The following is a 20,280-nucleotide window of genomic DNA, read 5'->3' on the forward strand; positions in this document are numbered from 1 at the left end:
GGTTCCCGCCATTGCCATCCGCTCAGACTGCGGTCAGACGATCGAGCACCGCCGCCGGCGTGCTGCCGGTCAGGATCAGCTGACGATTGCCGGCGGACAGGAAATCCTCGCCGACCGCGTGGTCGAGGAAGGCCGACAGCAGGTCGTAGTAGCCGGCCGTGTTGACCAGCCCCAGCGGCTTGCGGTGCAGGCCGAGCTGCGACCAGGTCAGGATCTCACAGGCCTCGTCGAGCGTGCCGAAGCCGCCGGGCAGCACCACGAAGGCATCGGACAGCTGTTCCATCAGCGCCTTGCGCTCGTGCATCGAGCCGACCTCGTGCAGCTGGGTCAGGCCGCGATGCTCCACTTCCTTGGTCACCAGCAAGGTCGGAATCACACCGATCACCTGGCCGCCGGCCGCCAGGGTGGCGTCCGCCACTTCACCCATCAGGCCGACCCGGCCGCCGCCGTAGACCAGCCGGATGCCGCGCTCGGCCAGCAGCCGGCCGAGTTCGCGGGCTGCTTCGGTATAGGCCGGATTCTGGCCGTGGCGCGAGCCGCAGAAGACACAGATCGAGCGGATCACGCGGGCAGGCATTGCGGACATGGGCGGAAGTCAGTCGTGGGGCGGTCAGCATTATCGCCGTGCCCGCCGCCGCGCGCGCCGGCAGAACGACTACAGCCGGCGTTCGCGCCAGCCCGGTTCGCACCACAGCGCCGACACGATCGACAGGCCATCCGGCGCCGATGGATCGACGCGCAGCGTGTACTGCACCTCGAGCGTTTCCATCAGCTGGCCATCGCGGTGGAATCGGCGGATGTCGTCGACCTCGGCCAGCGCCAGCGTCGGGCCGAGCTGGCGGCTGGTGATCGCGCCGATTTCGGTATGGCCGAAACCGCGCGCGTTCAGCGCCTCGAAGTTGACGCGCAGGAACGCCGCCAGTTCCTGCCGCTGGCGCATCACCGTGGTGCCGCCCGCCACCACGAACACGCAGGGCTCGGTGAAATGCGCCGCCATCGCGTCGAAGTCCTGCGCATTCCAGGCGCGGATGTAGCTGGCGATCCGGCGTTCGATGGCGGCGGCGTTCATCGTCGGGTGTGCCTCAGGCAGTGGCGGCATCGCGGCGTTCGAGCCGGAAGCCCTGGTAGCCGTTGGCGACCACGTCCTTGCACCGGGCCACGTAGGTGTTGAAGCCGACGTACGGCATGAACACGCGGGTCTTGCCGGGCACGTTGGAGCCGAGGTACCAGCTGTTGCAGGTCGGGTAGACGGTCAGATCGGCGACTTCGTTGACATGGCTGACCCAGCCGTCCTCGGCGGCCTGCTCCGGCTCCATCGCCAGCACCTCGCGGCTGTCGAGATAGCGGATGGTGTCGCTGATCAGGTTCACGTGCTGGTCGATCGACACCATCATGTTGGAGAGCACCGACGGCGAGCCCGGCCCGGTGACCATGAACAGGTTCGGGAAGCCGACCGTCTGCAGGCCCAGATAGGTGCGCGGGCCGGCGGCCCACTTCTCCCGCAGCGACAGGCCGTTGCGGCCCCGGATATCGACCCCGAGTAGCGCACCGGTCATCGCGTCGAACCCGGTGGCGAAGACGATGTCGTCGACCGGGTAGTCGATGCCGTCGACCCGGATGCCGGTTTCGGTGACTTCCTCGATCGGGCTTCTGGAGACATCGACCAGGTCGACGTTGTCGCGGTTGAAGGTCTCGAAATAGCCGGTGTCGCTGCACAGCCGCTTGCAGCCGACCACGCCGTTGCGTGGCGCGAGGATCTCGGCCTTCTTCGGGTCCTTCACGATCGCGTGGATCTTGTCGACGATGAACTCGGCGACCGTCTTGTTGGCCTCGCCGTTGAACATCAGGTCGTTGAACGCAGCCATGAAATGCAGGCCGCCGAGACCGTTCCAGCGCTCCTCGTAGACACGCCGACGTTCCTCGGCCGACACGCTCAGCGCCGACACGTCGTTCAGATGGAACTGGGTCGCGAACGGCTGCTGGTAGGTGAAGTTGCGCAGCTCGCCATAGCGCGCCTTGGTGGCGTTGCGCTCGTCGTCGGTCAGCGGCCGGTTGCGGGCCGGCACCGAGAAGTTCGGTGTGCGCTGGAACACCGTGAGCCGGGCGGCCTGTTCGGCGATGTGCGGCGTCGACTGGATGCCGCTGGAGCCGGTGCCGATCAGCGCCACGCGCCGGCCGCTGAAATCCACACCGTCATGGGGCCAGTCGCTGGTGTAGAACACGCGGCCCTTGAAAGAGTCGAGCCCGGCGAACTTCGGCTTGTTGGCGACCGAAAGCGTGCCGGTGGCCATGATGAAGTAGCGCGCGCTGACCGCTTTGCCGTCATTGGTGGCAATGGTCCACAGGTGGCGTGCATCGTCGTAGGTGGCGCTCAGCACCTGGGTGTTGAACTGCAGGTCCGGGCGCAGCTGGTAGCGGTCGGCCACATGGTTGGCGTACTTCAGGATCTCCGGCTGCGCCGAGTAGCGCTCCGGCCAATTCCACTCCTGCTGCAGCGCATCGTCGAACTGGTAGCTGTACTCCATCGACTCGGTATCGCAGCGGGCGCCGGGATAGCGGTTCCAGAACCAGGTGCCGCCGACGCCGCTGCCGCGCTCGAATACGCGGACCTTCAGGCCCTGCTGGCGCAGGCGGTGGAGCATGAACATGCCGGCGAAGCCGGCGCCGACGACAACGGCATCGAAGTCGGCACGGGTGGTGATCGGGCTGCGGTCATCCATTCGAAGGTCTCCTCGGGATCGTGGACAGTCCGGCCTCTGCGGGCCGGTGTTTGGCATCGTCGAGACTGACAGCAGCGCCGTCCGATCCCGCCGCCCGTTCGGGTAGGCGGCGGGCGCACCTCAGATCTTGGTGGTGACCTTGCCTTCGGTGAACAGCGCCAGATCCACGCCTTCGCTGACCAGCGAGTTCGGCCGCAGCGCGAACTTCGGCCGCACCCACCAGATGATCAGCGGCAGCACCACCAGCGCCAGCACCATGTTGATGCCCATGATCGCGATCAGCAGCAGGCCCATGTCGGCGACGAACTTGAGCCCCGACATCACGTACCACGGGATGATGCCGATCACCATGACGCTGGCGGTGAACAGGATCGCCTTGCCGGTGGTGCGCAGCGCACTGTCGATCGAGGCCGCCCAGCGCTCGTCGTCGCTGCCGGTGGTGGTCTGGATTTCCTCGCAGATGCGGCTCAGCAGGTAGATGCCGTAATCGATGCCGACACCGACGCCGATCGCCGCAACGATCATCGAATTGGTGTCGAGGCCGACGCCGAGCAGATGCATCGCCGCGATCAGCGCCTCGTTGGCGAGGTTCACCGGAATCAGCAGGATGATGCCGGCCACCACCGACTTGTAGGCGGCGATGCACATGATCAGGATGAACACGTTCAGCACCACGATCACCACCCACTGGTAGCGGGCGATCACGCGGTTGACCGCTTCCTGCAGCGCGATGGTGCCGGTCGCCAGCCGCACCCGGAACGCCGGGTGATCCTCGCCGACTTCCTTGACCGCGGCGGTCGCTGCGGCAATCGCGGCATCGACCGTTTCCTGCTTGTTGTCGGGATACCAGAGCGACACGGTGGAGTGCTGCAGGGTGCCATCGACGACATGGCTGAAGTTCTTGGAACTGGAGCCCATCATCGAGCCGATGGCCGCCGAGGCCACGGCGCGCTCGCGCGGATCGATCATCGACCAGCGCGGGTCACCGCCGTTGAACAGTCGGTTCGATTCCCGCAGGTAGTCGGCGAACGACAGCGTTGCGCGCGGTGCGTTAGGGCCCTTCTCCATCAACTCCTGAAGACGGGTCATCGTCTCGTAGCTGTCGACCGTGTGGGTGGTCCAGTCCGGTGACTCCGGGTCCTTGGCCTCCAGCACGATTTCCAGCGTGTTGACGCCGGGGAAGCTGCCGTTGATCGCCCGCACCGACTGATTGAACGCCGAGTCGTACCACAGCAGGTTGGTGCCTTCGACCGGGTTGCCGATCCGGATCTGCGATGAAGTCCAGACTGCAAGCACCGACAGCACCATCACCGCTACCGAGGTCAGCCGCGCGCGGCGGCCGTGGCTCAGCGCGGCGATGCCGCCGAGCAGCCGCTGGATGCGACGATGGACGCCGGATTCCTGGCCGTGGCCGGTCAGCTGCTGCACGTTCTTCGGCGGCGGCAGGGTGGCCAGCAGCAGCGAGATCAGCACGCAGCCGGTCGGGATCAGCCAGACCGCCCACATGCCGCAGAAGATCGCGTGGCGGACCATCGCCGGAATCGGCGCAGCCATCACCACGACGATGCCGAGCACGTCGGTCAGGATGCCGAGCACGCTGGGCGCCATCATCACCGTCATGGTGATTTCGGCGGCCTTCACCCGGTCGTTCACGTGCCCGCCGAGCGCCGCGAAGATTTCGTAGTAGCGCTCGGTGAACTGCACGGAGTGGGAGAACGAACGCGCCGTCAGCAGCAGCGGCACGATCATCAGCAGCGGCTCGATCGAGATGTTCAGCCGGCCGACCAGGCCGAAGGCCCAGATCGCCGCCGTGGCGCTGGTGATGATCGGCGTCAGCACGCCGACGACATTGCGCATGTACAGCGCCAGCGCGGCGATCAGCAGCCCCAGCGTGACGCAGAAAATGCCGACCATCTGCCATTCGTAGCGGTACACCCAGCCGATCAGGGTTGGCTGGCCAGCGATGAACACCTCGTGGTTGTCGTCTCGGGCGGCCTGGGCCAGCGCCTCGACATACTCGAAAGCCTCGCCGTAGTCGATCTTCGCTTCGATGAACGTGGCCATCACGATCGTCGAACGGTTGTCCTCGGAGATCAGGAAGGTGCGCACGTTCGGCGCGCGGTCGACGCGGTGGCGGAACTCGGCGATCTCCTCGGCATTGGCCGGCGGGTGGTTCGACATCAGCGGCCGCATGTCGATGCCGTCCGGCGTGGCTTCGGCGAAGCGCGCCTTTTCGGTCGTGATCGACAGGATCTGCTCGTGATCGACGGCCGGCGCCTTGTCGATGTCGCGGGTCATCTGCCAGGTCTTGGCCAGCGTCTTCTCGTTGAAGATGTCGCCGTCCTTGACCCGGATCATCACCATCACGGTCAGCGGGCTGCCGAAGTTCGGATGCGCCTTGTAGACCTGCACGAACGGGTCATCGGTCGGCAGCAGGTCGCTGAACACGGTTTCCAGCTTCACCCTCGGCAGGCCGGCGGCGAAGAACACGGTGATGGCACCAAAGACGAGATACGACAGCTTGCGATGAGCAAGCACCCAATGGGCAAGACGGGCACGCAACGTGGTCATGAGCAAAAAGGTCAGCAGGACGGCCCGCAGTGCGGGCGTCGGGAGGTGGATGCGGGGTGCGCGGCTTCAGACCGCGCCGAGGCGTTGCAGCGCGGCCTGGGTCAGATACTTGTCGTAGTACTTCGGATCGTTGGCACCGCTCTGGTAGACCGATTCCAGCGCCCGCACCTGCTCCAGCCGGGTGACGCTGTTGGTCTGGATGTCGCTGGAAGTGACGTGCGCCCAGCTCCAGTAGGGGTGCTTGCCGTCCATGAACTTCTTGCCGCCCTGGTCGTACAGCGAATAAGCACCGTCGAACGAGCGGTACGGCTTCATGTTGCGGTCGTAGGTGACCATGCCGATGACGATCTGGTTGCGGGCATCGAAGTAGACCCGCTTCTTGCCGATCGGCGCGCGCGGGAACTTGACCGGCTCGGCCTCGACGATCACCGCTTCCGGCACCAGTTCCACGGTGGCGTCCCAGAACGTGTTGCCCTTCGGCCCGCCGTGGGTCTTGTGCTCCCAGTTCGGATGATCGGACGCCCAGCCATCGGCGAGCCCGGCCAGGAACGGCCCGCGCCCGACCACCTTGTAGTTGCCCCAGGTGTACAGCGGATCGCCGGCCGCCCAGGCATCGGACAGGAACAGCGTCAGGCCCGGAATCAGCGGCTCGAAGCGCTGGTCGGACGGGAACTGGCGGATCCGGCGGAACTCCGGCACGTAGCCGTACAGCGCCGGGAAGGTCGAATGGTCGTAGTCCCAGATGTTCAGGAAGCTGGTGCCGCGATAGGCCTGCGGTTCCAGGAAGAACACGCTCTGGAAGCGCAGCTTGTCCTTGTTCTGCGGCCAGTACGGCTTCGGGTCCATGGTTACCCGTGCCACCGGCGAGAACTCGCACCAGCCGCCGGAGTAGCGGAAACGGACATCGCCGGACTGGTCGACCGCATACAGCTTCATCGCGTAGAACGAGGCATCGTGGCGGCCCCAGTTCAGCGTTTGCGCGGCGAACAGTTCCAGGCCGTTCTTCGGCTCCGGAAACGGGTTGCCGCCGATCCACGGCTGGCCGTCCGCCTTGTTGACGACATTGCCCTTGGCGTCGAACGCCGCCTGGCCGGCGTTCTTCACCGTGGCTTCCACGTAGTCCCACGGCGACAGCCGCATGACGTCGGTCGTGGTCTTGCCGACCTTCAGCCGCCGGCCCTGCTTGAGGATCTGCTCGTAGCGCACCGGCTCCAGCAGGTCCTTGACCAGCTCGACGTTCTTCGCATCGATGGTGTCGCCGGTCTTGATCTTGCCCTTGGTGTAGCCCTCGATCGACAGCAGTTCCTCGGGGTAGGCCTTGGAGATCTCGCCGTTGGCCGCGATCGCCTTGGACAGCGGCATCAGCACGCCGGTACCGAGCGTGCCGCGCGCGGCGTCGGCGAGGAACTTGCGGCGAGAATAATCGTGGTCGTAACGGGTGATGCGCATCGTCAAGCTCCTCAGCTTCGCGTTCAGTGGCCCCGTTCTTGGTCGGGTACCGTACGATCGGTTGGAAACGGCGAAATGCTGAAAAATCCGCCGCTTGCGTCAGGGCGCAGGTCCGCGCGCCAGAAAATCGAACCGTAAACCCGGAACGGCGGATGCCGCAAGCGAACGCCGCCCTCGGGCGGTCGCCGATGCTGCGGCGCGGCATCTTGACCGGCGGTGAGGATTCCACCCGTACGGGTAGTGCGCACCCCTATGCGCAGCAACGACGCTCCACCCCACAAGAACCGGTACGGGATTCCCAGCCGGACGGAGGAGAGCATGACCCCCTGCAACATCGCCGCGCCCGGCGCCCGCGAGGGCACCGCATGAATACTGTGTCCGCCCTCGACAGCGGCAGCGACCGGGTTCGTACTCCCCCCAGCCCGCAACGCTTGCGCCACGACGCAGGCCACAGCCGGGTGCAGGCTGAACTGGAAGTGCGCAACAGCGAGCTGCGCCACCTGCGCGAGTCGCTGCGCGAGGAAACGCGGCGGCGCGAAGCCGCCGAGGCCGCACTCGCCGAGGCACGCCGCCAGCACGCCGCCGAACTGGCGCGCCTTTCGCGGTCCAGCGCCACCGGCGAAATGGCCGGCGCCCTCGCCCACCAGCTCGGCCAGCCGCTGGCGGCAACGCTCAACTATCTGCATGGCTGCCAGCTGCGTCTGCAGCACGACAATTTCGATGCTGATGCCTTTCAGGCGGCGCTGGCGCTGGCGATCGAGCACGTCGAGCAGGCTGGCGGCATCGTCGGTCACGTGCGCAACTTCGTGGCCCGCCACGTGCCGGACAGCCGCGCCGTCGATCTCCATGCACTGATCCGGCAGACCTCGGCGCTGCTCGATGCCGATTGCCGGCAGCACGGCATCGAGGTGGTGATGGATCTGGCACCGGGTACTCCGGAAGCACTGGTCGATCCACTGGAAGTGCAGCAGGTGCTGCTGAACCTGATGCGCAACGCCGTCGACGCGATGACGGCGACCGACGGCCTGCCGCGCCGCCTCACGCTCCGCACCCAGGTGCCGGCCCACGGCCGGCGGATCGAGATCGAGGTCGCCGATAGCGGCCCCGGCATCTCGGCCTCCGACCTGCCACGTATCTTCGAGAGCTGGTACACGACCAAGCGGAACGGCCTGGGCCTGGGGCTCGCCGTCTGCCGCACAATCGTGGAATCCCATGGTGGCACCCTCCGCGTGCAGCCCGGCCATGCCGGCGGTGCCACGTTCCGATTTGATCTGACTCTGGTGAGCCGAGCATGAGAGCTGAAAGCGAAAACCTGGACCCGCAAGCCACCGTGTTCGTTGTCGATGACGACGCCTCGGTACGCAATTCGCTGCGCTGGCTGCTGGAGTCGATGAAGCTGAAGGTGCAAACCTTCGAATCCGCCGAAGCCTTCCTTGCCGTTGCCCGCCCCGACGCCCGCGGCTGTCTGGTGCTCGACGTGCAGATGCCCGGCATGTCCGGCCCGGCGCTGTTCGAGGAATGCAAGCGCCGCCACATCAACCTGCCGACCCTGTTCCTGTCGGGCCACGGCGACGTGCCGGTGGTGGTGGACACCATCAAGGGCGGAGCCGTCGATTTCCTGGTCAAGCCGAGCAACAACCAGGTGCTGCTGGAACGCGTCCAGCAGGCACTGAACGAAGACCAGGCCAGCCAGGATGCCCGCCAGCGCGAAACGCGGCTGGCCCAGCGCCTTGAAGCACTGACCACCCGTGAGCGCGAGATCCTCGAACAGGTCGTGGCCGGCCGCAGCAACAAGGAAGTCGGCCGCGCGCTCGGCATCAGCTACAAGACCGTCGAAGCCCACCGGGGTCGCCTGATGCGGAAGATGGGCGCAGCCTCGTTCGCCGAATTGCTGCAGATGATGCTGACCCGCGCCTGAGCGGAACCGCTCCGGCCGGGGGCCAGTTCACCGCGTATCCGTCGCATCCGCTGCGCCGGTTGCCGTGATGTTGCCGATCGACGATTCGGCGCCGGCCGCCAGCGCGCCGAATCGGCCTCGGCAAGGCGCCGCCCGGCCGGCTGGCGTCACCACCAAGCGAGTGCCGATCCGCCTCGCTCCCACTTTTCGCTGTCCCGAACCGTCCAGGAATTCTGACCATGCCGCAGTCCGCCACCGTCAACCGCCGCCTCGTGCTGGTCGCCTCGCCCAAGGGAGAGCCGACCGCCGACACCTTCCGTCTCGAATCGGTGCCGGTGCCGACGCCGGGACCGGGCCAGGTGCTGCTGCGCACGCTGTGGCTGTCGCTGGACCCGTACATGCGCGTGCGCATCTACGAGACCGATGGCTACATGCCGTCGGTCAAGCCGGGTGAAGTAATGGTCGGCGGCACGGTTTCCGAAGTGGTGGCATCGAACCATGACGGTTATCAGGTCGGCGATTTGGTGCAGGCCTATTCCGGCTGGCAGGACTACGCGCTGTCCAGCGGCGAAGACATCATCGTCAAGCTGCCGAAGACCGCCCGCCAGCCGAGCCTCTACCTCGGCAGCCTCGGCATGCCGGGCTTCACCGCCTGGTACGCGCTGAACCAGATCGGCAAGCCGAAGGCCGGCGAAACCTTCGTCGTCGCGGCTGCCACCGGTGCGGTCGGCCAGATCATCGGCCAGCTGGCCAAGCGGGCCGGCTGCCGCGTGGTCGGCATCGCCGGCGGCGCCGACAAGTGCGCCTACGCGGTCAAGGAACTGGGCTTCGATGCTTGCGTCGACCATCGCGGCGCCGACCTGCCGGCGCGCCTGAAAGCCGCCTGCCCGAACGGCATCGACATCTACATGGAAAACGTCGGCGGGCCGGTGTTCGACGCGGTGCTGCCGCTGATGAACATGAACTCGCGGATGCCGGTCTGCGGCCTGATCTCGCACTACTCCGGCGCCGGCCTCGGTGGCGCCGACCGCCTGCCCGGCTTCCTGACCGAAGCGCTGTTCAAGCGCATGAAGATCGAGGGTTTCATCATCTTCGACCAGTACCCGGCCCACTACGGCCACTTCCTGGCCGAGATGACGGCGCCGATCGAAGCCGGCGACGTGAAGATTCGCGAGCACGTCGTCAACGGCCTCGACGCGGCGCCGCAGGGCTTCATCGAACTGCTGGGCGGCGGCAACTTCGGCAAGGTCGTCGTCAAGGTGGCCTGACCGCCACCGGTTGCGCGATGGACGACTACCCGTCGGACGACCAGGAACGCCAGGGCGCAGCGGCGTTGTACAGTTCCGATCGTGCCCCGCCGTCTGCGGGGCCCGCCCGAGAACGCCATCGCATGACCGGTGACACCGCCGCCGCCGCCGCTGCCAATGCTGAAGTCGAGGTCTACAGCCACAAGCTGTTCGCCCCGACCAGCTACGCCGGGGCGATCGAACGCAAGGACATCCTGCAGCGCGCGCTGCGGAACACGTCTGCGCGCGTGGTGTTCCTGCAAGCCCCCGCCGGCCATGGCAAGACCACGGCATTGCAGCAGCTGAAGACGCTGTGCGAGCAGGATGGCTACCGCACCGGCTGGCTGACCTTCGACGACGCCGACAACGACAGCCGGCGCTTCTCCGTGCACCTTCAGGCGATGGTGCTGTCGCTGATCGGCGACGAGGCGCTCGACGCACCGCCCGGCGACGATGACTTCGCCGCGCCGAAGCTGCGCACCCGGACCGACTGGATCGTCGACCGCCTGCTGAAGACCGGCACGCCGGTGGCAATCTTCCTCGACGAATTCCAGGTGCTGACCAACAAGTCGGTGCTGGCCTTTTTCCGCGAACTGTTCGAGCACATTCCGGCCAACGTGCGGATCTTCGTCGGCTCGCGCTCGGTGCCCGACATCGGCATGGCCAAGCTGCTGGTCAACAACCAGACGACGCTGCTGCGGGCCGACGACCTGCGCTTCTCGCGCACCGAGGTCGAGCATTTCTTCGCCTCGCTCGGCGCCAGCCTCGACGTCAGCCGCGAGGAAGTCGAATCGATCTACCTGCATACCGAAGGCTGGCCGGCCGCCTTGCAGCTGTTCCGCCTGAGCCTCGCCAATCCGGACGTGCGCCGCTCGCTGGGCGACTTCGGCACCTCGCGGCCGCGCGAACTGGCCGAGTACCTGACCGACAGCGTGCTCAGCCTGCAGCCGCCGGAAGACCAGGAATTCCTGCTGCGCACGTCGCTTCTAAGCCGGATGACGGCGCCGCTGTGCGACGAGGTGACCGGCCGCAGCCGTTCGCAGGACACGCTGCTGCGGCTGGAGCGCTCCGGTCTGTTCATCCGCAGCCTCGACGCCGAAGGGCGCTGGTTCAAGTACCACGCGCTGTTCTCGTCATTCCTCGCCGAGGAACTGCGCATCGAAAAGCCGGAAGTAGCCCGCGAAGTGCATCAGCGCGCGGCTGACTGGAATTTCCGCAACGGCTACTACGAGGACGCCGTCCATCACGCCATCGCCAGCCGCGACTGCGAGCTGGCTACCGATGCGATGAACGAGTGGGCGTCGAACCTGGTGTCGCGCGCCCATCTGATGACCGTGGAACGCTGGTTCGCGCGGCTGCCGCTGGCCTGCATCACCAAGCGCAACGAGCTGCTGGTGAAGGTGGCGTACGCGCTGATCTTCCTGCGTCGCTACCCGGAGCTGCGCAAGATCGAGCCGGCGCTGGCGCTGGGCGCCGAGGCGCAGACCGGGCCGGTCGCCAGCGGTCATTGCGGCATCGCCCTGGCGATGGCGGCGATGTCGCGCAACGAGGTCGCCAAGGCCTTCGATCTGATCGGCCGGGTCGATGTGCGCAACCGCGATGTCTCGGGCTTCGGGGCCTTCGAATACGGGGCCGCCGCCAACCTGCTGGCCTACCGCGCGATCACCTGCGGCGACTTCGAGCGCGGCCGCGAACTGATCTCGATCGCCCGCAGCTACAACGAGCGCGCCCAGGCCACGTTCAGCGGCGGCTACATGGTCGCCATCGAAGGCATTGGCCTGCTGCTGCGCGGCCAGGTCGACGACGCGCTGGCGCGCTTCCGCACCGCGATGGCCGCCTACCAGCCGGAGCTCGACAAGTCGTTCGCCTCGGCGGCGATCGCGTCCTGCTACGCCTTCGTGCTCTACGAGTGCAACGAACTCGATTCGCTGGAAGCGCTGACCGGTGCCCATCTGGCCGCGATCGCCGATTCGACCCTGCCCGACTGGACGATGACCGCCTTCCTCGTCACCGCCCGAGGCCACGACGCCCGCGGCCGCACGGTGAAGTGCAACGAGGTGCTCGACGAGGCCGAAACACTGGGCCGCGCCAACGGCTGGACGCGGCCGGTCGGCATGCTGACCTGGGAACGGGTGCGACGCCTGCTGCTGACCGGCGAACTGGCCAGGGCCCAGAAGCTCGCCGCCAGCATCGTGCCGGACCCGCTGCCGCAGCCGGACAACTGGCTTCCGTACTCCGAGGAAATCGAGGGCGAGACGCTGGGCCGGATCCGCCTGGCGATCCACGGCGGCGATTTCGCCAATGCCGCCGAGCGGATCGCCGAGGAGATGGCCAACGCCTCCGGCCGGCCCTACCGGCTGGTCAAGATGCATCTGCTCGACGCCGTGCTGCAGCACCGCCGCGGCCAGCGCAACGCCGCACACCGCAGCCTGCGCAAGGCCTTGCAGCTCGCCGAGCCGGGCGGCTTCGTGCGGGTGATGGTCGACGAGGGACCGGACATCGTCACCCTGCTGCGCGAGGAATACGCGGCCTTGCAGGAATCGCAGCCGGGCAGCGAGAACCGTCTGGGCCCCAGCCGCGCCTATCTGGAACTGCTGCTCAATGCTGCCGGCTTCAGCCCGGGCACCAGCACCAGCACCGGCCAGCGACCGCTGGAAGCCCTGACCGACCGCGAGAAGGAAATCCTGGTGTTCCTCGCCAACGGCGTGTCGAACAAGGAGATGGCCAGCCGCATCTTCGTGTCCGAGAACACCATCAAGTTCCACCTGAAGAACATCTATTCCAAGCTCGCGGTATCCAGTCGCGTGCAGGCGATCACCGCCGGACGGCAGCTCGGCCTGATCGCCTGAAAGGCTGAAAGTGGACGCTGGACGCAGCGCAGCAAAAGCGCCGCATTTGTGCTTTTCAAAGCCTGTTGCAGGCTCCGAATCGGACACCGTGTGCAGCCAAAACTACCCGATGGTGTAGTGCTGGACACCTGCCCGCGTCATCTAGTCGATCCAGAACTAAAGCATGGCCGGCTGGCACTGCGGAACACCGCAGACCGCGACAGCCCGGTTTTCTGGAGGAGCGAAAAGGATGTTGAAGCCAGCGGCGCGCGCCTGCGCGCCAACCCTGTGTCGTCGCGCGATTCCCGCCTCGTGAAGTAGTCCCGGGGTCGCCGCTGTCACGACCTGCCCCCTGCTGGCCAACCGTTCCGATCGTCGAGGTACCAAGCATGTTCTCGTTGCGCTTCCGCATTGCCAAATGGGTGATGAACCACCGCGGCCTGACCGGCCTCGTGTTTGCCCTGGTCACGATCTTCTTCGGCATCGGCCTGAAGGACGTCAAGCTCGACACCATCTTTTCGGACCTGCTGCCGCGCGACGAACCCTATGTGCAGGTGTTCAAGGATCATCCGAATTTCGGCAATCCGCTGACGTTCACGTTGATGGTGCAGCGCAAGAACGGCGACATCTACAACGCCGAGACGCTGAGCAAGGTCTGGAACATGACCCGCGACATCGACCTCGCGCCGGGTGTCGATCACGACCAGATCCTGTCGATCTCCACCGAGAAGGCCCGCTACGCGGAAGCCACGCCGTTCGGCATCGACATGCGTCCGCTGATGGGCGATGCGGTACCGAAGACGCCGGAAGAAATTGCCGACTTCAAGATGCGCGTCGAGAAATCGCCGAACGCGCGCACCTTCCTGATCTCCGCCGACCAGTCGGCCACGCTGATCAACGCGACGTTCAACGAATCGCGGCTCGACTACGCCGAAGCCTTCAAGTACGTGCAGGGCCTGGTACTCGCCGCGCGTGACGCGGACCACAACGTCTACCTCGCCGGCCAGCCGGCGCTGACCGGCTGGGTGTTCACCTACAAGGCGGAGATGTTCAAGATCTTCGCGATCACGCTGAGCGCGCTGATCATTTCGCTGGCGCTGTACATGCGCAACGTGGTGGGCGTGGTGACGCCGATCGTGACCTCCACGGTCGCCGCGATCTGGGGCTTCGGCCTAACCGGCTGGATCAAGTCGCCGATCGAGCCGCTGCTGATGGTGGTGCCGCTGCTGCTGATCGCGCGCAGCTTCTCGCACTGCGTGCAGTTCACCGAGCGCTACTACGAGATCTACGCGCACCTGAAGGATCGCAAGCAGGCCGCCGAAATCACCATGGGCGTGATGATGGCGCCGTCGATCCTCGGCATCTTCACCGACATCGTCGGCATCTTCCTGATCGCCATCGCGCCGATCCCGGCGATGGAGCGCTTCGCGCTGTTCTGCGGCTTCTGGTGCATCTGGCTGATCCCGACTGGCGTGGTGCTGATCTCGCTGCTGCTGTCCTGGCTGCCGCCGCCGAAGAACGTCGACGAACTGGTCGGCAAGGGCGGCACCACGCCGCTGCAGCGTGTCCTGCGCCGGATCGCCGGCATCACTTACGGCCGCGCAGCGCCGTGGACCACCGGCGTGATGATCGGCATCGGCGTGTTCGCGGTGCAGACCGCGCTGCAGATCCGCGTCGGCAACCCGGTGGAAGGTTCAAACCTGCTCTGGCACGACTCCGAGTTCAACGAAGCGGTGCGCCAGATCAACCGCAACTTCGCGGGTGTCAACACGCTGGAAATCATCTTCGAGGCGAAGGACCAGAAGAGCCCGGCGCGCCTGATGCAGCGCGAAGACTCGATCATGACCATGCAGCGTCTGCAGCACATCATCGAGAACGCACCCGATGCACCGCGCGCCACGCTGTCATTCGGCGACTACCTGCAGGAAGCCAACCGCCTGTTCGCCGGTGGCGATCCGCGCTGGGCACCGCTTGATCCGACCGATTTCTTCGTCTCGGCCGCAGCCGGCGCGGTGATGGTCGGCTCCAGCCCGAAGGCCTTCTCGCACGTCATCGACTTCGAGCAGCAGAACGGCACGGTGTCGCTGTGGTTCAAGGACAACAAGCAGGAAACGGTCGACGCCGCGCTGCGGGAAGCGACCAAGGCCGTGCAAGAAGTCGGCGCCGACCACAAGGAGTTCACGATCCGTCTGGGTTCCGGAACCATCGCCCTGCAGTACGCGATGAACCACGTCGTCGAGCGCTACCACTACCTGATCATCGCGCTGCTGAACCTGGTGATCCTGATGGGTTGCAGCCTCGCCTACCGCTCGTTCGTCGCCGGCATCATCCTGCTGATCCCGGTGAACATGGCGAACTTCTCGCTGAACGCGGCGATGCACGTGATCGGCATCGGCCTAGACATCAACTCGCTGATGGTGGCCGCGATCGGTGTCGGCGTCGGCATCGACTACGGCATCTACCTGCTGTCACGCATCTGCGAGGAGTACCACGCGCAGGAACACGACTGGGGCCGGGCGATCACCGTGTCGCTGGTCACCACCGGCAAGGCGATCCTGTTCACCGCCTCGATCATGTTCGTCGGCATCCTGCCGTGGATCTTCATGTCGTCCCTGCGCTTCATGGCCGACATGGGCCTGCTGCTGACCCTGACCATGCTGTTCAACATGGTGCTGGCACTGGTGCTGCTGCCGCTGCTGGTGTGGATCTTCAAGCCCAATTTCGTCAAGCGTAAGGACCTGCTGGTCGGTGAAGGCGTGGACCTGTCGGCATTCACCGGCGCTGCCGATGAAGCAGCCGCGCATGGTGCGCGCTGATCGTGTCCGGACGCTTGACCGCCGCCTGTCGGCTCGTGAGTCCAGTGGACGACGGACGCCGTAATCCATTGCGGATTGCCGGAGTTCATCGTGTCGTCCGAAAAAGCGTCAATCAGTAAGGCGGCCGCCATTGGCGCCGTCATCATTTCTGCAACGCCAGCGAGGAGTGAAAAATGAGAATCAAGAAATACGATTTCAACTACGGGCGCCGCATGCTCATGGAGAAGGCCGCCAAGGGCGTCGGCACCGCCGGCGTGCTTGCACCGATGTGGCCGATGGTCGGCAACGCCGGCGACACCAGCAAGGCCTATCCGGATGAGCTGCTGTCGATCTCGGCCTACACCAAGGGCAAGATCAAGCCGGGCGACGTGATCGACGCCAACAACGTCGACGCGGTCAAGGACCTGTTCGACCCGATCACCTACATCCAGCTGAAGAAGCAGGGCCGCAAGATCAACGTCGTGGAATCGACGAAGGATGCGACCAAGCTGTTCCCGAACCAGTACCTGATGGCCACCCTGAAGAACCAGGGCACGGCCAAGTTCGACGCCACCGGCAACATCGCGGCGAAGGACGGCGGCCCGTGGAACGGCGGCAACCCGTTCCCGGAACCGAAGAACGGCCTCGAAGCAATCTCGAACCTGACCCTGGCCTGGGGCCGCCACTCGTATTCGCAGTACGCGATTCGCGACTGGGACATCGCCCCGGATGGCTCGGAAGCCTACAAGTACGACTTCATGTGGTGCGAGCTGAACTGCACCGCCCGTCCGGACGGCACGGTCTACAACGGCAAGAAGGACCTGCTGCGCTACCAGTCGGTGTTCTTCACCTCGCCGACCGAAACCGCCGGTTCGTCGTTCCTGAACACCTGGTACTACGACCAGACCAAGTTCCCGGATCTCTACGGCTACCTGCCGGCCTTCCGCCGCGTGCGCCAGTTCCCGACCAACCAGCGCTTCGAACCGCTGGTGCCGGGCATCACGCTGTTCCTGTCCGATGCCTGGGCCGCCGGCGACCCGATGCTGACCTGGGGCAACTACAAGATCGTCGGCCGCCAGCCGATGATGGGCTGCATCAGCGGCATCAACTTCCGCGGTGGCTACCACCCGAACTACGAGCGCACCGTCCACGGCGGTCCGAAGGGCCAGACCTTCTTCGACACCTGGTTCGAGCTGATCCCGGAATGCATCGTGCTGGAAGCCGAACCGACGGGTTATCCGCGTTCGCCGGTCGGCAAGAAGCGCATCTGGATCGATGCCCGCAACGGTATGTTCGTCGCGTACATCACCTATGATCGCCGCGGTGAAATCTGGAAGTCGTTCGAGCCTGCATTCGCGCAGTACTCCAACGACAAGATGACCATCAAGGACGCCCAGGGTCATCCGGACTGGTCGTGGGTGTACGTGCACAGCCACGACCTCCAGGCCAACCGCATGAGCCGCTTCTCGCAGGTGCGCGAGATCACCGGCGGCTACAAGTCCAAGTTCTCCGAACAGGGCGAGGACGTGTACTCGAAGTACCTGACGACGCAGGCCATCGCCCGCCTCGGCACCGGCTGATCCTTCACGACCTTCGGTCGTCACGCTGTTCGGTACCCTCCGCGCGAGCGGGGGGTACCTTTCCCAATTTGAACGTTTCCGGACGAGAGCCTGTTAGCGCATGAAGCACATCCTGAAGTCGGTCGCCTGTGGCGCGACATTGCTGGGCCTGGTTGCCATCGGTGACGCTACCGCCGCCGCCACTGCAACGCCGGTGCTGACCGGCACCGTGCATGACGCCCTCTTCGCGGTCAGCTTCGATGGCAACCACGGCCTCGCGGCCGGCGCGCCGGGCTACCTCCTGGAAACCACCGACGGCGCAAAGACCTGGACGCCGTTGAAGAATGTTCCGACGCGGCTGGCGCTGCTCGGCGTTGCCGTGAAGGGTGACCACGCGATCGCCGTCGGCCAGCAAGGCCTCGTGCTGAAGCGCGAAGGCACCGAATGGAAAAAGATCGAGACCGGCACCCAGGAGCGCCTGCTGTCGGTCAGTGTCAATGCCAGCGGCGCTGCGGTGGCCGTCGGCGGTTTCGGCACCGTGCTCGCGTCCAGCGATGGCGGCAGCACCTGGAGCCCGATCAAGCCGGTCTGGGCCGATTTCGCCGAAGCCGGTACCGACCCGCACGTCTACGCCGCCCATATCGACGAAGCCGGCACGATCACGATCGCGGGCGAGTTCTCGCTGATCCTGCGCAAGGCCGCCGGCAGCGATCAATGGAAGCTGCTGAACAAGGGCGAAGCCTCGCTGTTCGCGCTGCACATCGGCAGCGGCAACAATGCCAGCTACGCCGTCGGTCAGGATGGCACCGTGCTGCGCAGCGCCGATGCCGGGGCCAGCTGGTCGCGGATTGACGCCGGCACCCAGGCAATCCTGCTCGGCGTCAGCGCCAGCAGCGACAACCGCGTGACCGTGACCGGCATGCGCGAAATGCGGTACAGCCCGGACGGCGGCAGCAGCTGGACCGGGGTCAACGGTGGCGGGGTCAACACCTTGTGGTATCAGGGCATCGGCCAGCCCGAGGGCAGCACCGCTGCACTCGCGGTCGGTCAGGCGGGGCGGATTCTGAAGATCGACAACTGATCGATCCGGAAGGCGCGCTCCCATTACTAGAAAAGTCAGGTTCGCAACCTCAGGAGGGGAATGAAAATGAGCAGCAAGATGCCCGCGATCCGCGTGATCGCAGCAGCCGCAATGATGATGGCCGCCCACGCAGCACTCGCCCAGGATGCCGTCGACCAGAGCGGCGACGGCAGCACCAGCAGCGGCGGCTTTTTCAGCGACTTCGATTTCAGCTGGGGCGGCTTCATCCGCCCGGAACTGGCGATCACGCTGGGCGGCGAGAATCCGAACAACCAGCGTGGCAATCCGTTCAATGGCGTGACGGTGGCGCGCCAGCCGGGTGTGCCGCAGCCGGTCGACGCCCTCGGCGGCCTGCTGCCGCCGTTCTCGGTGCCGGCGGTCGGTCTGGGTGACAACGTCACCCGTCCGGTGACCCCCGCCAACAACTTCTTCAACCTGCACCTGTTGCGCCTTGAACTCGAAGGCGCGATGAAGTTCACGCCAAGCCTGAAGCTGGTTGGCCGTCTGCGCGCCGTGTTCGATCCGGGCAACTACAGCGAGTTCGATCCGCAGAGCGTCGTCAACGGCGCCACCGGCGGCATCAGCGGCGGCGATCCGGCCCTGTACGGCGGTGATCCCAACTACTTCGAGTACCAGGTCGCGGGCCTGAAGCGGCCGAATCCGCTCGAAGCCGCCGGCCCGAATTACCTCGTCTACTTCCCTGCCCTGTTCCTCGACTACCAGGAAGGCCCGCTCAACATCCGCGTCGGCAACCAGCAGATCGCCTGGGGCCAGGCACTGTTCTTCCGCGTGCTCGACGTCGTCAACGGCCTCGATCTTCGCCGCCACCTGATCCTCGACAGCGCCCAGGAAGAATTTGCCGACGAACGCGTGCCGAGTCTCGCCCTTCGCGTGAACTACCAGTTCACCGACGAGATCCTCGCCGACGCCTTCGTGCAGAAGTTCCAGCCGACCATCTACGGCAACCCGAACACCCAGTACAACGTCATCCCGGCGCAGTTCACGGTGCATGACCAGTACGGCGCGGTGAACGACAAGCTCAGCTACGGCATCCGCTTCAAGGGCAACTTCGGCCAGTGGGGCGCGCAGGCGATCTTCGTCAGCCGCTACAACCCGGATGGCGTGTTCCGCTGGACGGCGTCGGGCGTCAACAAGAACCTGCCGAACAACAACCCGTTCGGCCTGACCCTGAACACCCTCTACAGCGGCATCGGCGGCCTGCCGTCGACCGGCGACATCCTCGCCCAGACCCCGTTCGAAGCCAGCCCCGGCGGCGTCTACTCGTCGCAGGAATGGTTCACCTACGCCTCGATGGTCCGTCTGAACGGCCTCACCGGCCTGAACGCGGCGATCAACGAGTTCGCGCCGGCCACGTCGCAGCTGCTGGCCAGCCCGGTCGACAACTTCGCCGATGCCGCCCGCCAGCTCGACACCTTCTTCATTGCCGGTGGCGACGGCCTGCGCGGCCACATCGCCCGCGAGTACTTCCGTGAGTACAACATCGGTGGCGGTGTCAGCTACGTGGTGGAAGGCGAGCCGGGTTCGCTGCTCGACCAGCTGATCATCAACCTCGAAAGCACCTACACGCCGGACCGCCGCTTCACCAACCCGAGCCTGAGCCGCGACTACATCAAGACCGGCAACCTCGTCAGCGCGCTGGTGATGGAGAAGTACCAGCGCTTCTCGAACTCGATCCCGGCCACGTACATGGTGTTCCAGTACATGCACCGGACCAAGGACGACATCTTCGGCCGTTCGCTGAAGGGCTACGGCGGCTCGGTCAACAACGTGTCCACCGGTGCCTCGGGCGGTTCCGACTACGTCGTGTTCGCGTTCCAGCAGCCGTTCCCGCAGGCGATCTGGCGCATCGACTTCGCCGGTCTGTACGACGTCAACGGCGGCCTGCTGCTGCAGCCGGGCATCCGCTGGAAGCCGACCGGTTCGGTCACTGCCGACATCAACTACACCTACATCAACGGCAAGGTGCACGGAAACCCGAACGACAACGCGATTTCGACACTCGGCTTCGCCGACGAAATCACCTTCCGCGTCGGCTACCAGTTCTGAGAAGCTGACTTCTCACCCGGTTCCGGT

Annotated in this window: 13 protein-coding genes; 8 read left to right on the forward strand and 5 right to left on the reverse strand. The window is 65.7% G+C overall.

The window, feature by feature from the left end; genetic code table 11:
* Positions 1–22: 22 nt before the first annotated feature.
* The 5 genes from ACTIGJ_RS02045 to ACTIGJ_RS02065 all read right to left on the reverse strand — a co-directional run bounded on the left by ACTIGJ_RS02045 (position 23) and on the right by ACTIGJ_RS02065 (position 6,740).
* Positions 23–586 (reverse strand): TIGR00730 family Rossman fold protein, encoded by a 564-nt coding sequence (locus ACTIGJ_RS02045; protein ID WP_439638596.1) that lies wholly within the window; start codon positions 584–586, stop codon positions 23–25.
* A 69-nt stretch (positions 587–655) separates the two neighbouring features.
* A complete protein-coding gene (locus ACTIGJ_RS02050) occupies positions 656–1,069 on the reverse strand; it encodes a YybH family protein (protein WP_439638597.1) in 414 nt (137 codons plus the stop codon).
* Between the two features lie 13 nt (positions 1,070–1,082).
* Complete coding sequence (locus tag ACTIGJ_RS02055) at positions 1,083–2,720, reverse strand: flavin-containing monooxygenase (protein WP_439638598.1); 1,638 nt, start codon at positions 2,718–2,720, stop codon at positions 1,083–1,085.
* A 120-nt stretch (positions 2,721–2,840) separates the two neighbouring features.
* Positions 2,841–5,291, reverse strand: a complete 2,451-nt coding sequence (locus tag ACTIGJ_RS02060) for an efflux RND transporter permease subunit (protein ID WP_439638599.1) — start codon at positions 5,289–5,291, stop codon at positions 2,841–2,843.
* A 66-nt stretch (positions 5,292–5,357) separates the two neighbouring features.
* Positions 5,358–6,740: a DUF1329 domain-containing protein gene (locus tag ACTIGJ_RS02065; protein WP_439638600.1), complete on the reverse strand. Its 1,383-nt coding sequence runs from the start codon at positions 6,738–6,740 to the stop codon at positions 5,358–5,360.
* Between the two features lie 365 nt (positions 6,741–7,105).
* Here ACTIGJ_RS02065 and ACTIGJ_RS02070 point away from each other — a divergent pair, with 365 nt between their 5' ends.
* The 8 genes from ACTIGJ_RS02070 to ACTIGJ_RS02105 all read left to right on the forward strand — a co-directional run bounded on the left by ACTIGJ_RS02070 (position 7,106) and on the right by ACTIGJ_RS02105 (position 20,253).
* The gene (locus ACTIGJ_RS02070) at positions 7,106–8,035 is read left to right on the forward strand and encodes a sensor histidine kinase (protein ID WP_439638601.1); all 930 of its coding nucleotides are present in this window, start codon (positions 7,106–7,108) and stop codon (positions 8,033–8,035) included.
* Entirely contained in the window at positions 8,032–8,658 is a 627-nt protein-coding gene (locus ACTIGJ_RS02075; protein WP_439638602.1) for a response regulator transcription factor, read from the forward strand. Before ACTIGJ_RS02070 ends, ACTIGJ_RS02075 begins: the two co-directional genes overlap by 4 nt.
* Positions 8,659–8,876: 218 nt before the next feature.
* A complete protein-coding gene (locus tag ACTIGJ_RS02080) occupies positions 8,877–9,905 on the forward strand; it encodes an NADP-dependent oxidoreductase (protein ID WP_439638603.1) in 1,029 nt (342 codons plus the stop codon).
* Between the two features lie 122 nt (positions 9,906–10,027).
* Complete coding sequence (locus ACTIGJ_RS02085) at positions 10,028–12,772, forward strand: LuxR C-terminal-related transcriptional regulator (protein WP_439638604.1); 2,745 nt, start codon at positions 10,028–10,030, stop codon at positions 12,770–12,772.
* A gap of 368 nt (positions 12,773–13,140) precedes the next feature.
* Positions 13,141–15,567, forward strand: a complete 2,427-nt coding sequence (locus ACTIGJ_RS02090; RefSeq protein ID WP_439638605.1) for an efflux RND transporter permease subunit — start codon at positions 13,141–13,143, stop codon at positions 15,565–15,567.
* A 173-nt stretch (positions 15,568–15,740) separates the two neighbouring features.
* Positions 15,741–17,126: a DUF1329 domain-containing protein gene (locus tag ACTIGJ_RS02095; protein ID WP_439638606.1), complete on the forward strand. Its 1,386-nt coding sequence runs from the start codon at positions 15,741–15,743 to the stop codon at positions 17,124–17,126.
* 100 nt (positions 17,127–17,226) lie between these two features.
* The gene (locus tag ACTIGJ_RS02100) at positions 17,227–18,186 is read left to right on the forward strand and encodes a WD40/YVTN/BNR-like repeat-containing protein (protein WP_439638607.1); all 960 of its coding nucleotides are present in this window, start codon (positions 17,227–17,229) and stop codon (positions 18,184–18,186) included.
* Positions 18,187–18,252: 66 nt separating this feature from the next.
* On the forward strand, positions 18,253–20,253 hold the full coding sequence (locus ACTIGJ_RS02105; protein WP_439638608.1) for a DUF1302 family protein: 2,001 nt from the start codon (positions 18,253–18,255) through the stop codon (positions 20,251–20,253).
* The last annotated feature ends 27 nt before the right edge of the window (positions 20,254–20,280 follow it).

This window comes from Nevskia sp., assembly GCF_051860985.1.
Lineage (GTDB): Bacteria > Pseudomonadota > Gammaproteobacteria > Nevskiales > Nevskiaceae > Nevskia.